We start from the raw sequence: 15,012 nt of genomic DNA, 5'->3' as shown, positions 1-15,012 counted from the left end.
CTCTCGGCGTCCGGCGTCCGCTGTTCGGCGTCCGGCGTCCGGCGTCCTCATCATCGCTGCCGTGCTCCACGGGCGCACGAGGACCGACGTCCCTCCCGACGCCGCCTTCGGACCGTGAGCGGGAGCTGCCGCTCCGCCCCGCGGTCGCGACGCCGGCGAACGCCTGGAGGTGACCGAGCCGACGGCGGGGCCAGGGCCGAGCTGCGCAGCCCGCGGCCGCGTGCGGCACACGACCGACCAGAGGTCCGCGGTGGGCGATCGGTTAGCCTGCAGCACGTGCCGATGCTTCCTGCCCGCCGCCCCGCGCGGCCGGCACCCCGCCGATGAGCGTCCTGTCCGACCTGCGCACGGTCGCCGTCAACGACGGCTTCCGCAAGCTGTTCACCGTCCGCCTGGTCTCGCAGTGCGGCGACGGCATGTTCCAGATCGGCTTGGCCACGCTGTTCTTCTTCAGCCCGCAGAACATGGCGACCGCGGCGTCGGTGGCTGCCGCCTTCGCCGTGCTGCTGCTGCCGTTCACCGTCGTCGGCCCCTTCGCCGGCCCGCTGCTCGACCGGTGGCGCCGGCGGCAGGTGCTGCTGATCGGCAACGCGGTCCGTGTGGTGCTCGCAGCGATCCTCGCCGTCCTGATGGCCACCGTCGGGGTTGGGCTGCCCGTCTACGTGCTCGCCCTGGTCACACTCGGCATCAACCGCTTCCTGCTCGCGGCGCTGTCGGCCGGCACGCCGCGCGTGGTCCCGCGCGAGCAGCTGCTCATCGCCAACACGCTCACCCCGACCCTCGGTGCCGTCTCGGCCGCCGTCGGGGCCGCCATCGGGTTCGTCCTCGGCCTGGTCGCACCGGCCGGCCCGGTCAAGGACGGGATCGTCCTGGCGACCGCCGGTGCGCTGTTCGCCGCCGCCTCGGCGCTCGCCCTGCGCCTCGGCAAGGACCAGCTCGGACCCGCCCGCCGTGCGGAGGGCGCCCAGCTCTGGGCGGACATGCGGGCGACTGTCGGCGACATGGTCGACGGCGCCCGGTACCTCGTTGCCCGGCGCACCCCGGGAATGGCGCTCGGGGTGATGGCCGCGCACCGCTTCCTCTACGGGATGAACTTCATCGCGCTGCTGCTGATCTCGCGGAACCTGCTGAACGAGCCCGCCGACGCCGACGCGGGCCTGGCGACCTTCGCCGTCCTGACCGGCGTCTCCTTCCTCGGCAACGGCCTGTCCATCTTCCTCACCCCGCTGGCGTACGAGCGCATGCACGCCTCGACGTGGATCGTCGTCTGCCTGGGCATCGCAGGGGTGAGCCAGGCGATCCTCGCCACGTCGGCCCAGTACTGGTTCATCGTCGTCGCCGCGGTGCTCATGGGTCTTGGCGTCCAGGGCGCGAAGATCGCGGTGGACACCATCGTCCAGCGGGACACCGACGACTCCTACCGGGGGCGGGCGTTCTCGCTGTACGACGTCCTCTACAACGCCGCGTTCGTCGGCGCCGCGGCGCTCGCCGCGATCGCCCTGCCCGACACCGGCTGGTCGCGCGGGGTCTTCGTCGCGCTCACCGCCGTCTACGTCGTCCTCGCCGTGACCTACCGGTCCGGCGTGACCCGGCTGGCGGACCGGCCTGTGCCGGTCCTGACCTCCGAGCGGGGCTGACGCGTCAGGCGCGGCCCACCAGGCCCGCCCTGGCCTGCTCCCGAGGAGCCCCGCGTTATCGGTGAGAGTTCGGTGCGACTGGCGCGTCGTTTCCTCACCGATCGACCTGTGCCGCCGACTCGACGCGGGGGGAACCCGTCCGGTCGTCGCTCAGGCGTGCTCGGCCCACCACGCCACGCCCTGGCACTGTTCCCGAGGAGCCCCGCGTCATCGGTGAGAGTTCGGTGCGACTGGCGCGTCGTTTCCTCACCGATCGACCTGTGCCCTGACCCAAGCCCGGGGCGGGTCCTCGCGTCAGGCCCGCTCGGCCCACCAGGCCTCGAGCGCCTCGCGGGCGGCGTCCTGCCCGACCGGTCCGCGCTCCATGCGCAGCTCGAGGAGGAACTTGTACGCCTGGCCGACCTGCGGCCCCGCCGGGATGCCGAGGATCTCCATGATCTGCTCGCCGCCCAGCTCGGGGCGGATGGCCTTGAGCTCCTCCTGCTCGCGCAGGGCGGCGATGCGCTCCTCGAGGTCGTCGTAGGCGGCGGACAGGCGCATGGCCTTGCGCTGGTTGTGGGTGGTGCAGTCGGCGCGGGTGAGCCGGTGGAGCCGCTCGAGCAGCGGGCCGGCGTCGGTGACGTAGCGGCGCACGGCGGAGTCGGTCCAGGCGCCGTCGCCGTAGCCGTGGAACCGCAGGTGCAGCTCGACCAGCCGGGTGACGTCCTTGATGGTGGCCTTGTCGAAGCGCAGGGCCTTGAGGCGCTTCGCGGTGAGCTTGGCGCCGACCAGCTCGTGGTGGTGGAAGCTGACCCCGCCGCCGGCCTCGAAGCGCCGGGTGGCTGGCTTGCCGACGTCGTGCATGACGGCGGCGAGCCGCAGCACCAGGTCGGGGCCGGGCACGGGCCCGTCCGGGCCGGTCTCGAGGGCGACCGCCTTGTCGAGCACGGTGAGGGTGTGCTCGTACACGTCCTTGTGCCGCTTGTGCTCGTCCACCGTCTGCTGCAGCTCGGCGAGCTCGGGGAGCACGACGTCGGCCACCTCGGTGTAGACCATGATCTCCAGCCCGCGCCGGGGCCAGCGCGAGGTCAGCATCCGCTCGAGCTCGGCGCGCACCCGCTCCGCGGAGACGATCTCCAGCCGCGCCGCCATCTCGGTCATCGCCGCCATCACGTCCTCGGCGACGTCGAAGCCGAGCTGGGCGGTGAACCGGGCGGCGCGCATGATGCGCAACGGGTCGTCGTCGAAGGACTGGGTGGCGGTCACCGGGGTGCGCAACACCTGCTCGGCGAGGTCGCCGAGGCCGTCGTGGGGGTCGACGAAGGTCAGCTCCGGCAGCCGCACCGCCATCGCGTTGACCGTGAAGTCCCGGCGCGACAGGTCGCCCTCGAGGGTGTCGCCGTACTGCACCGCCGGCTTGCGCGAGCCCACCTCGTACGCCTCGGTGCGGTACGTCGTGACCTCCACCACGACGTCGCCCTTCCGGGCCCCGATGGTGCCGAACTCCTTGCCGATGTCCCAGGACGCGTCGCCCCAGGAGCGCAGCAGCCTCTCGGTCTCCACCGGCCGGGCCGACGTCGCGAAGTCGAGGTCGTGGAAGGCCTCGCCGAGGAATGCGTCCCGGACCGGGCCGCCGACCAGCGCCAGCTCGTGGCCGTGCCCGGCGAAGAGGTCGCCGAGCTCCCGGACGGACGCCGGCAGCGAGGCGAGGGAGGCCAGCGCGCGGCGCTGGAGCTCGAGTCGGCGGTCGGGTCGGGAGGCTTGCTGGCTGGACACCGGCCAAGCCTGCCACGCCGAGCGCGGTACCCACACGCCGCCCTGCGCACGGATCATTACAGTGGCCACATGCCTACCGCCTTCCCCGTGCCGCGCCCCCGGGTGCCGCGGCCACCTCGGAGCCGGTTGGTGAACGCCCGTGCGAGCGCGCTCCCGGTGGTCGACGAGACCTCGGCCGGCGGCCTGGTCGTCAACGTGGTGGACGGACGCGCGTTCACCGCCGTCATCGCCCGCCGCAACCGGGCCGGGCGCCTGGAGTGGTGCCTGCCCAAGGGCCACCTGGAGGGCACCGAGACACCCGAGCAGGCGGCCGTGCGCGAGATCGCCGAGGAGACCGGGATCGACGGGCGCATCCTGCGCCACCTCGCGACCATCGACTACTGGTTCGCCGGCACCGACCGGCGGGTGCACAAGGTGGTCCACCACTACCTGCTCGAGGCCACCGGCGGCGAGCTCACGATCGAGAACGATCCCGACCACGAGGCCGAGGACGTCGCCTGGGTGGCACTCTCCGAGGTCGCCTCCCGGCTCGCCTACCCGAACGAGCGCCGGGTGGTCTCCACCGCGCGGGACGTGCTGGCCGGGCGCGCATGACTCCCCGACGGGCGTCCCTGCGCCCGGTCGCGGTCCTGACGGCCGCCCTGGCCGCCGTCGCCGGTGCCGTCGTGCCCGCAGGGCTCGCCGCGCCGGCCGCCGCCACGACCGACGACCCGACGGCGGAGGAGACCGGGCTCGAGGTGGAGATCACCGACGTCGGCTCGCCGGTGCTCGGGCCGGACCGGCCGCTCACGATCCGCGGCACGGTGACCAACCCCACCGACGAGGCCGTCGAGACGGCGGACCTGCGGCTGCGCATGCAGCGCTACACCCCGATCTCCCGCTCCGCCCTGCAGCGCTGGCTCGAGCCCGACAGCTACTCCACCACGGTGCTCCTCGCTCGCGAGGACCTGCCCGCTGCGCTGCCCGCCGGGGAGAGCACGACCTTCTCCGTCACGGTCGAGGACGTCCCGCTGGCGTCCGCGCACTACGCGTGGGGGCCCCACGGCGTCGAGGTCGAGATACGCGACGCCGCGGACGCCGAGGTCGAGGGCGCCGACCGCAGCATCCTCCTGTGGTACCCCGACCTGGAGGTCGAGCGCACGCCCGTCAGCCTCCTCGTGCCGCTCGCCCCGAACCTGGCCGAGCGCGCGACGTCGGTCGCCGACGGGCGGCCGGTCGCCGAGGTCGCCGCACCCCGCCTGCTCGAGCTGCTCTCGGCGACCGACCAGCCGGGCGTCACGACGGTCGTCGACGGCATGCTGCTCGCGCCGCCCGCCGGCAGGCCCGGCGCCGAGCTCGGCGCAGACGCGGCCACCGGGAGCGAGGCCGTCGAGGACCCGACCGATCCCACCGCGCCGACGGACGACACGAGCGACGGCGCCACCGACACGTCCACCGACGGCGCGGTGGACGAGGCGACGGCGGAGCCCGGGGCGACCGGGACGGCGGGGGCCGACGCGACCGCGACGGAGGACGGCACCGAGGCCGGCAGCGACCCGGCCGGCGGCGAGCCGACCGACGCCCCGGCGCCGGAACCGACCGACGAACCCCCGCCGTCGGGCGGCGCGGCGGACCTGGTCGCCAGTGTCACGGACCGGGCCGACGCCACCGACCGCGAGATCAGGCTCCTGCCCTGGGCCGACGCCGACGTCGCGGCGCTCGCGCACACCGGCGCCGACGTCCTGCTCGCGGAGCAGCGCGACCGCTCCACCGCTGCCGGCCACGCGCTCGGCCTGGCGAGCGGCACCGCACTGACCTGGCCCGACACCGACCGTCCCGACCAGGTCACGATGGAGGCGGTCGCCCGCGCCGGGGCCGACGCCGTGGTGCTGCCGGCGGGCGCGGCCACCCCGCTGCAGGAGCTCACCTACACGGCCGCCGGCCGGGCCGACCTCCAGCTCGCCGACGGGACCACGCTGCCCGCCGTGCTCGCCGACGAGCAGGCGTCGGCGGTCCTCTCGGGCAGGCTGCTGCCGCGCGCGGGCACCGACGGGGACGTCCTCGACCTCGACCCGCTCGACGCCCGTCAGCTCCTCCTCGCCGAGACCGCCGTGATCTCCCGCGAGCGCCCTGCCGACCCGCGGGCGGTGGTGCTGGCGCTGCCGCGCGACTTCGCCGGCGACCCCACGGCGCTCGCGGACATGCTCGCCGCACTCATGGCGGCGCCGTGGGTCACGCCCACCACGGTCTCCGACGTCCTCGCCACGGAGGCCCCCGCGCTCGAGCGGGGCACGCTGCCGGACATCGAGGTCGCGGCCGGCGAGCTGGACAACGCGGTGCTGCGGGCGATGGACGCCGTCGTTGCGGAGGCGGCCTCCTTCGCCTCCATCACCACGGTGCCGGACGAGATCGTCGAACCGGTCGAGCGGGCCGTGGAGCAGGTGCTCTCGTCCGCCTGGCGGGAGGACCCGGGCGCGCGCGAGGACCTCATCGCCGCGGTGCGCGCCGACGTCGAGGCCCTCGACACCCAGGTCACCGCGCTGCCGTCGTCCACCCTGAACCTCATCAACTCCTCCGCCGACCTGCCGGTGCACGTGCGCAACGACCTCGACACCGACGTCACCGTCCAGGTCCGGCTGGACCCCACCGACCAGCGCCTGCAGGCACCGGACGCCGTGACCCTGACGGTCCCGGCGGGCTCCCAGGCCACCGCGCAGGTGCCGGTGCGGGCCGTCGGCAGCGGCGACGTCCCCGTCGAGGTGGAGCTCCTCACCGCGGACGGGCGTGAGGTCGGCACCTCCACCGACCTCCAGGTCCGGGTGCGCGCGGACTGGGAGACGGTCGGCACCGCCGTCGCGGCGGGGCTGCTCGGCGTCCTGCTCGTCGTCGGCCTGGTCCGCACCGTGCGCCGGGGCCCGCGGATGGACCCGGACGAGGTCGTGCCCGACCCGGAAGAGGCGCCGTGAGCGCGCGCGCCCGCGGGGTCGCCGGCTCGTCGGCCCTGATGTTCTCCGGCACGCTCGTCTCGCGGCTGCTGGGGATGGTCCGCGACCCGCTGCTCGTCGGCGCCGCCATCGGCATCAACTACGGCGCTGCGAACGCCTTCGCGGTGGCCAACCGGCTGCCGAACATGATCTACATGCTCGTGGCGGGCGGCGTCCTCAACGCCGTCCTGGTCCCGCAGATCGTCCGGGCGATCAAGCAGCACGACGACGGCGGCCAGGCCTACGTCAACCGGCTGGTCACCGTGGCGATCCTCGGGCTCGGGGCGCTGACCGCGCTGCTGGCCGCGGGCTCGGCCGTGCTGGTCACGATCTTCGCCCGCGACCTGCCCCCGCAGTGGTACGACCTGGCGGTCACCTTCGGGTACTGGTGCATCCCGCAGGTCTTCTTCTACGGCATGTACACGGTGCTCGGCCAGATCCTCAACGCCCGCGGGATCTTCGGGCCGTACATGTGGGCCCCCGCCCTGAACAACGTCGTCGCCATCGCCGGGCTCGGGGTCTACCTCGGCGTCTTCGGCGGCGTGAACGCCGTCGACCCGGGCGACGCGAGCATCTGGACGACGCACCGCACGATGCTGCTCGCCGGCACCGCGACCCTCGGCGTCGCCGCCCAGGCCCTCGTCCTGGTGGTCCCGCTCGTGCGCTCGGGGTTCCGCTACCGGCCCCGGCTCGACCTGCGCGGCTCCGGGCTGGGCCGGGCGTCGAAGGTCGCCACCTGGGTGTTCGCCGCGCTCGCCGTCGGGATGATCTCGACCGTCGTCATCTCCAACGTCGCGGCCCGGGCCTCCCGCCTGGGCCAGGGCGACCTGTCGGTGGCCGGCAACTCGGCCTACAACGCGGCCTACCTCGTCTACTCGCTGCCGACCTCGCTGGTGGTCGTCTCCCTCGTCACCGCGCTGTTCACGCGGATGGCCGGCAGCGCCGCCACGGACGACCTGCGCGCCGTCCGCGCCGACCTTTCCCTGGGCCTGCGCACCGTCGGCGTCTTCACCGTGCTGGCCTCGGCGGTCCTCATGGTGCTCGCCCTGCCGGTGGTCCGGGTGGTCGCGGCGACCGTCTCCTACGTCGAGGCGCAGTCCATCGCCCGCGTGGCTGTCGCGATGCTCGCCGGGCTGGTCGGCGTGGGCGTGTTCACGGTGGTCCAGCGGGTGTACTACGCCTTCGAGGACGCCCGGGCCCTGTTCTTCCTGCAGCTGCCGATCACGGCGACGCTCGTCGTCGGGGCGCTGGTGTCCCAGCTCCTGCCGCCACGGTGGACGGTGGTGGGTGTCGGGGTGGCGATGGCCGTGTCGAACATCGGCGGTGCGGGCCTGACCTACCTGGGGCTGCGCCGGCACCTGCGCTCGGTCGACGGCGCTCGCGTGCTGCGCACGCACCTGCGGCTGGGGATGGCTGTCGTGCCGGCGACGGCGCTCGGCTGGGGGCTGCTGCGCCTCCTCGGGACCGGCTCGGCGGACCTGTCGGTGATCGGGGCGCTGTGGCGCATCCTCGTCGTCGGGGCACTGATGGTCGCGGTCTACGTCGCACTGCTGCGTGCCCTGCACGTCGACGAGCTGGGCGTGCTCGCCCGCCCCGTGGGGCGGATGGTCGCCATGCTCGGCCGGCGCGTGCCCGGCCCGGTCGGCACGCTCCTGGTGCGGGCCGGGGCGGCGACGGCGGGGCTCGTCGGTGCGGACAACCGCCCGGACAATCGCCCGGACGGCGACGGGCCGGCGGGTCCCGACGACGGGCCCGGTGGTCCGCCGGGGGCTGGCGACGGGCGCGGCAATCCTCCGGGGGCCGGGGGCGGGAGCGGTCCGACGGGGCGCGGGGACGACGACGGGGCGCCGGCTGCCGGCACGACCGACCGGCCGGTCGTGGGCACGGCGGGGGAGCCCGCCGGAGCCGCGCCGACCGGCGCGCGGGCCCCGCGCTGGACGAATGTCCGGGGCCGACCCGAACGGTTGCGTACACTCGGCGACGACGTCCGCCCTGCTGCGGACCACCTGGCAGGCGAGGGGGGCACGGCACTGGACGGGGGCAAGGAGCACGCCGGGAGCACCACCCGGAAGATGCTCGACGACCGCTACGAGCTCGGCCCGTCGCTCTCCGCGACGGTCGGTGGCGTCGAGCGTCGCCGTGCCCACGACACGATCCTCGCCCGGGACGTCGAGGCCCTCGTGCTGCCGGCGGTCGGCTCCGGCGTCGCCGACGTCCTCGACGCCGCCCGCCGTGCCGCCCTGGTCGAGGACCACCGGCTGCTCGCTGTCCACGACGTCGGCACCGACGCCGGCAGCGCCTTCGTGGTCACGGACGTCGTGACCGGCCGCGACCTGACCGAGCTCACCGTCGACGGCGCGCTGCCCCCCGAGCAGGCGCGGGCGATCGTCGGCGAGGCCACCAGCGCGATGGAGTCCGCGCGCCGGCACGGGGTGCACCATCTCGCGCTGCGGCCCGAGTGCGTCCACGTCACCGCGGACGGGCAGGTGGTGGTGACCGGCCTGGGTACCGACGCCGTGCTCCTCGGCGCGGGCGACCCCGACGGCTCGCCGCTGACAGCGACCCGCCGTGACGCCACCGACCTGGTTCGACTGCTCTATCTCGCCCTCACCGGCCTGTGGCCCGACCTCGACGACGAGAACGCGCCACCGCCGCGCGCGCTCGTCCCGGAGGTGCCGGGCGACCTCGACGCCCTGTGCACCCGTACCTTCGCCGGCGACGGCCCGCGCAGCACCGGTGAGCTCATCCGGCTGCTGGCGCCGTGGCCCGACGTCGACCCTGCCGCCCTGACCGGCCCCGGCACGGGCCGACCCACAGCGACCGAGGAGCACCTGGTGGCGGACGAGCCCACGCCGGCGACGGACGAGCCGACCCGCTCGGAGACCGGTGGTGCGGCGGGGCCCGCCGCGGCCGCGGGGGCGGCTGCCGGCGCGGCCGTCGGGGCCGGGGCCGCTGGTTCAGCGGGTGCTGCAGGGGCAGCCTGGGCCGGGACCGCTGGGTCCGCGGGTGCCGCCGTGGCAGCCGGGGCCGGTGCAGCGGCTGCCACGACCGGTGCCGTTGCTGCGGGTGCCCCCGCGGCCGCCGGCGCCACACCCCCGCCCGCGCATACGGTCCCCGCCTGGGTGCGGGTTCGCACCACCGACGAGTCCCCGGCGGTGGTGTACCCGGGAACCACCGGACCGGCCTCGGCCGACCAGCCGCACGTCGACGATCCCGCACTGGCGATCGGCCCCGCGCCGGCACCGCCGGACCCGGCCGACGTCGTCGGACCTGCGCCCGCCCCGCCGGCCCAGCCGGTCGCGGCGGCCGAGGGCGCCGCCGACGCGACAGCCGTCGACGAAGTCGGCGCTCCCGCCGACGCCACGCTCGCGCAGGACGGCGCCACCGGCGGGATCGTCACCGCCCCCCCGCCGGCCTGGTCGCCGCGGCTCCTCGAGCATCCCGTCGACGCGCCCCGGTTCAACGACATCCTGGACTCCGACGGTCCCCAGACGGCGGCGCGGCACACCCGGCGCCCCGGAGCCCTGGCCGCCCTGGGTGCGCTGGCCGGCTCCGCCGCCTCATCGCTCGGCGCCGGCGCACACCGAGCCGCGGAGGGCACCCGCACGGCCGCGGCGGCCGCCCAGAAGGGCCTTGGATCCGCCGTCGTCACCGGACGGGAGAAGGCCGCAGCCGGGCGCGAGAAGGCCGCCGAGGTCGCCGAGGCGCGCCGTGCCAGGGCGACCGAGCGGGCCGCCGCCGCGGCGGACCGACCAGCACCGGGCGGACCCGCGGACGCGGACGAGGACCTGCTCTCCGCCGTCGACGGCCCGGAGGTGCCGTTCGCCGAGCGGCGGATCAACCCCACGCCGGTGGTCCTGGTCGCCGTCGCCGTGCTGGTGCTCGTGCTGTTCCTGGTCGCGACCCGCACGCTCTTCGCGCCGCCGGAGCCGGTGACGCTGCCCGAGACCGGCCAGAGCACCTCCGTCGCGACCGAGGAGGCGACCCCCGGGCCGGCGGAGACGACGCCGCCCGAGGAGCCGGCCGAGCCCCCGGCACCGCCGGTGATCGCGTCCCTGGCGCCGCTGGACCCGCAGGGCGACGGCGGAGAGAACCCGGACCTGACCCCCCGGGCCCTGGACGGCGACCCCTCGACGTTCTGGCGCTCGCGCTCGTACGTCAACCCCGAGTACGGCATGAAGGAAGGCATCGGCCTGGCCATCACGCTGGAGCAGGCCACGACCGTCAGCCGGGTCGAGATCGACCTGATGGGCAGCGGCGGCCACGTGCAGGTGCGTGCCACCTCCCCGGGCACCCCGACCGAGGGGGAGATCCTTGCCGAGGGCGAGATGGGCCCGGGCTCGGTCCTCACCTTCGCGGAGCCGGTGGAGACCGACACGCTCGTCCTGTGGTTCCCCCGGCTGCCGGTGGCGGCGTCGGACGGGAAGAACCGTATCGAGATGGCGGAGCTGCGGGTCGGCTGAGACGAGCGCCGCAACTCGCGGCGGAACATCGGCCAACTACCATCTGTTACAGCGGTAGTACCTCAGCAGCCCCTCACGAAGGAAGACGGATGACGCAGGAGAGCACCAGCACGCCCGAGGTCCGCGACGTGATCATCATCGGGTCAGGTCCGGCCGGTTACACGGCGGCGGTGTACGCCGCACGGGCGAACCTGCGCCCGGTCGTCTTCGCCGGCTCCGTCACCGCCGGCGGGGCGCTGATGAACACCACCGAGGTCGAGAACTTCCCCGGGTTCAAGGACGGCATCCTCGGCCCGGAGCTCATGGAGAACATGCAGGCCCAGGCCGAGCGGTTCGGCGCCGAGGTGCGCTACGAGGACGTCGTGTCCGTCGACCTCGACGGCGACGTCAAGACCGTGACCACGGACGACGACGAGACCTTCGCGGCCCGCTCGATCGTCCTGGCCAACGGCTCCGCCTACAAGGAGCTCGGCATCGCTGACGAGAAGCGCCTCTCCGGGCGCGGGGTGTCCTGGTGCGCCACCTGTGACGGGTTCTTCTTCCGCAACCAGCACGTCCTGGTCGTCGGCGGCGGCGACTCGGCCATGGAGGAGGCGACCTTCCTCACCCGCTTCGTCGACAAGGTCACGGTCGTGCACCGCCGCGACGAGCTGCGCGCGTCGAAGATCATGGCCGAGCGGGCAATGAAGAACGAGAAGATCTCCTTCGCCTGGAACTCCGAGGTCGTGGCCATCCACGGCGACGAGAAGGTCTCGGGCGCCACCCTGCGCGACACCGTCACCGGCGAGGAGCGCGAGATCGACGCCACCGGCATCTTCGTGGCGATCGGGCACAACCCGCGCACCGAGATCCTGGCCGGACAGGTCGACCTCGACGCGGAGGGCTACATCACCGTCGCCCACCCCACCACGGCCACCAACATCCCCGGCGTCTTCGCCTGCGGCGACGCGGTGGACCACATCTACCGCCAGGCCATCACCGCGGCCGGCACCGGCTGCGCGGCGGCCCTGGACGCCGAGCGGTACCTGGCCGAGCTGGACGAGGCCGGCGAGCCCGCCTCCGACGCCTCCCAGACCCCCGAGGGCGCCGTCCTCGTCTGAGGCGGCCGTTGAGCAGGAGAAGAATGAGCACCGTCACCGACGTCACCGACGCCACCTTCGAGGACGAGGTCCTCGGCTCCGACAAGCCCGTGCTGGTGGACTTCTGGGCCACCTGGTGCGCCCCGTGCCGACAGATGTCCCCGATCGTCGAGGAGATCGCGGCCCAGCACGGCGAGAAGATGAAGTTCGTCAAGATCGACACGGACGCGAACCCGGCCATCGCGCAGAAGTACGGGATCGTCTCCATCCCGACCTTCAACGTGTACGTCGGCGGTGAGCTGGTGAAGTCGGTCGTCGGTGGACGCCCCAAGCGTGCCTTCGTCGGCGAGCTCGACGAGTTCCTGGCCTGACACCGCACCTCCGCCGATGCCTCCGAGGTCTCGCCATTGGCTTTGGCCTGAGCTTCAGGCCCTGAAGCCCTCGAACTGCCCCCGACGCCGCCCTGCAGCGAGCGCCGGGGGCGTCGTCGTGCCCGGGCCGATCCCGATGCGCGAAGGCGATCTGATCCCAGGGCGCACCCACGGGATCCCGCGCGCCACCTCGATCAGTCCGAACGTCTTGTACCGGTATGCGGTACGAAGTCTTCGGTTCAGCCGCGAGGTTGTCGCCGCTGCCCCGGATCGGGGGCCCGGCGCGCCCGCGTGGTGAGGCCCGACACGTCGGACGGCCGGGCAGTGGCAGACTGCACGGGACGGTCGCGGCAGTCGCGGCCGTCGTCACCGACCGAGGAGAACGAACGATGAACGAGGGTGCGCAGACAGGTCAGGGCGAGCACGGCAGGCACGACGCCGCCGCTGCTGCCGCCCGGGCCGGCACCCGGCTCGACCCCTGGTTCTCCAGCTACGCCGAGCGTGCCCACGGCATGCGCGCGTCGGAGGTGCGCTCGCTCTTCGCCGTCGCGAACCGGCCCGAGGTCGTCTCGCTCGCCGGCGGGATGCCCAACATCGACGGCCTGCCCCTGGACTTCCTCGCCGAGATGACGGCCAAGCTGCTGCGTGACCGCGGGGCACGAGCCCTGCAGTACGGCGGCGGCCAGGGCGAGTCCGAGCTCCGCGAGCAGATCGTGGAGGTCATGCGCTACGACCACGTGCACGCGCACCCGGACGACGTCGTCGTCACCACCGGGTCGCAGCAGGCCCTCGACCTCGTCACCGAGATCTTCATCGACCCGGGCGACGTCGTCGTGGCCGAGGCGCCGAGCTACGTCGGGGCGCTGGGGGTGTTCCGCGCGTACCAGGCCGACGTGGTGCACGTGCCCATGGACGACGACGGCCTCGTGCCGGAGGAGCTCGACCGTACGCTGACCGAGCTCAGGGCAGCCGGCCGGACCGTGAAGTTCCTCTACACGGTCCCGAACTTCCACAACCCGGCCGGCGTCAGCCTCTCGGCGGAACGCCGGCCACGGATCGTGGAGATCTGCCGCCGCCACCACGTCCTCATCTTGGAGGACAACCCCTACGGTCTGCTCGGGTTCGACGGCGACCCGCTGCCGGCGCTGAAGAGCTACGACTCCGACAGCGTCGTCTACCTCGGCTCCTTCTCCAAGACGTTCGCCCCCGGCTACCGGGTGGGCTGGGCGCTGGCACCGCACGCGGTGCGCGAGAAGCTCGTGCTCGCCAGCGAGTCCGCCATCCTGTCGCCAACGATGATGGGGCAGCTCTCGATCGCGACCTACCTCTCCACGTACGACTGGTACGGCCAGGTCAAGGAGTACCGCTCCATGTACCGCGAGCGGCGCGACGCCATGATGGCCGCGCTCGGCGAGTTCCTGCCGGACACCTCGTGGACGGTGCCGACGGGCGGCTTCTACACGTGGGTGACGCTGCCCGCCGGCCTGGACGCGCAGGCGATGCTCCCGCGCGCGGTCACGAACCTCGTCGCCTACGTCTCGGGCACGGCGTTCTACGCCGACGGCCAGGGCCGCGACCACATGCGGCTGTCGTTCTGCTACCCGACGCCGGAACGCATCCGGGAGGGAGTGCGTCGCCTGGCCACCGTGGTCCGGGCCGAGACCGATCTCGTCACGATGTTCGGCACCAGCCCGCACCGCGACCGCACCGGTCACACCGTCGAGATGCCGTCCCCCGACCAGGTCTGAGGAAGAGGAACCGATGCCCCAGCAGCCCAGCACCGACCTGACCGTCGCCATCCTGGCCGGCGGGCTCTCGCACGAGCGCGAGGTCTCGCTCCGGTCCGGCCGGCGCGTGGCCGGCGTCCTGCGCGACAAGGGCCTGAACGTGGAGGTCCTGGACGTCGACGCCGAGCTGCTGCCGCGCCTGCGTGAGGTCGCCCCCGACGTCGTGTGGCCGCTCCTGCACGGCTCGACCGGCGAGGACGGGTCCTTACAGAACCTGCTGGACCTGCTCGGTCTGCCCTACGTCGGCACCGGGGCGGCGAGCTGCCGGCTGGCGTCGCACAAGCCTGTCGCGAAGTCGTTGCTCCGGGCTGCGGGCCTGGCCACCCCGGACTACGCCGCGCTGCCGCAGTCGCTCTTCCGGGAGGTCGGTGCTCGGGCCGTTCTGGGTGCCATCGAGCACCGCCTCGGCATGCCGCTGGTGATCAAGCCGGCAAGCGGCGGGTCGGCGCTGGGCGTCACCGTGGTGCAGACCGCGGAGGAGCTGCCGGAGGCGATGGTGGCGTGCTTCGCCTACGGCGACCAGGCGCTCATCGAGAGCGCCGTGACAGGCACCGAGGTGGCCGTCTCCGTCGTCGACCTGGGGGACGGACCCAGGGCCCTGCCGCCGGTCGAGATCGTCACCGACGGACCGTACGACTACGACGCCCGGTACAACGCCGGACGGAGCGAGTACTTCGTCCCAGCCCGGCTGGACGAGGTGCAGATGCGAACGGTGAGCGACCTCGCCGTCGCCGTGCACACCACGCTGGGGCTCCGTCACCTCTCGCGCACGGACATCATCCTCGACGACGCTGGGACGGCCTGGTTCCTCGACGTCAACGTGGCGCCGGGGATGACCGAGACGTCGCTGTTCCCCCAGGCCGCCCAGGCGGACCAGACCGACGTCGACGAGCTCTACGTCGCCATCGTGCGGGCCGCCCTGGGCGACTGAGGAACCCGGAGGTCCTTCGGCAACCG

The 15,012-nt window shown here is 73.9% G+C and carries 9 protein-coding genes; 8 read left to right on the top strand and 1 reads right to left on the bottom strand.

Annotation, left to right across the window (positions count from 1 at the left end; translation table 11 throughout):
• Nucleotides 1-323: 323 nt before the first annotated feature.
• A complete protein-coding gene (locus GD748_RS04930; protein WP_152194017.1) occupies nt 324-1,637 on the top strand; it encodes an MFS transporter in 1,314 nt (437 codons plus the stop codon).
• Nucleotides 1,638-1,931: 294 nt separating this feature from the next.
• Here GD748_RS04930 and GD748_RS04925 read toward each other — a convergent pair whose 3' ends face one another.
• On the bottom strand, nt 1,932-3,449 hold the full coding sequence (locus GD748_RS04925) for a CCA tRNA nucleotidyltransferase (RefSeq protein ID WP_152194016.1): 1,518 nt from the start codon (nt 3,447-3,449) through the stop codon (nt 1,932-1,934).
• A gap of 12 nt (nt 3,450-3,461) precedes the next feature.
• On the opposite strand from GD748_RS04925, the gene GD748_RS04920 reads away from it, so the two are divergent.
• The 7 genes from GD748_RS04920 (at nt 3,462) to GD748_RS04890 (ending at nt 14,986) form a co-directional block, all read left to right on the top strand.
• Nucleotides 3,462-3,986 (top strand): NUDIX hydrolase, encoded by a 525-nt coding sequence (locus GD748_RS04920; protein ID WP_152194015.1) that lies wholly within the window; start codon nt 3,462-3,464, stop codon nt 3,984-3,986.
• Nucleotides 3,983-6,337 (top strand): DUF6049 family protein, encoded by a 2,355-nt coding sequence (locus GD748_RS04915; RefSeq protein ID WP_152194014.1) that lies wholly within the window; start codon nt 3,983-3,985, stop codon nt 6,335-6,337. Before GD748_RS04920 ends, GD748_RS04915 begins: the two co-directional genes overlap by 4 nt.
• On the top strand, nt 6,334-10,818 hold the full coding sequence (gene murJ, locus GD748_RS19810; protein WP_226920773.1) for a murein biosynthesis integral membrane protein MurJ: 4,485 nt from the start codon (nt 6,334-6,336) through the stop codon (nt 10,816-10,818). Before GD748_RS04915 ends, murJ begins: the two co-directional genes overlap by 4 nt.
• An 89-nt stretch (nt 10,819-10,907) precedes the next feature.
• Complete coding sequence (trxB, locus tag GD748_RS04905; RefSeq protein WP_152194013.1) at nt 10,908-11,918, top strand: thioredoxin-disulfide reductase; 1,011 nt, start codon at nt 10,908-10,910, stop codon at nt 11,916-11,918.
• Nucleotides 11,919-11,941: 23 nt separating this feature from the next.
• The gene (gene trxA / locus GD748_RS04900) at nt 11,942-12,268 is read left to right on the top strand and encodes a thioredoxin (RefSeq protein WP_152194012.1); all 327 of its coding nucleotides are present in this window, start codon (nt 11,942-11,944) and stop codon (nt 12,266-12,268) included.
• A gap of 389 nt (nt 12,269-12,657) precedes the next feature.
• The gene (locus GD748_RS04895) at nt 12,658-14,016 is read left to right on the top strand and encodes an aminotransferase-like domain-containing protein (protein WP_319593297.1); all 1,359 of its coding nucleotides are present in this window, start codon (nt 12,658-12,660) and stop codon (nt 14,014-14,016) included.
• Between the two features lie 13 nt (nt 14,017-14,029).
• Nucleotides 14,030-14,986, top strand: a complete 957-nt coding sequence (locus GD748_RS04890) for a D-alanine--D-alanine ligase family protein (RefSeq protein WP_152194011.1) — start codon at nt 14,030-14,032, stop codon at nt 14,984-14,986.
• Nucleotides 14,987-15,012: the final 26 nt, after the last annotated feature.

The organism is Georgenia subflava (assembly GCF_009193155.1).
Classification (GTDB): domain Bacteria; phylum Actinomycetota; class Actinomycetes; order Actinomycetales; family Actinomycetaceae; genus Georgenia; species Georgenia subflava.
This window is presented reverse-complemented; position numbering and strand designations above follow the sequence as displayed.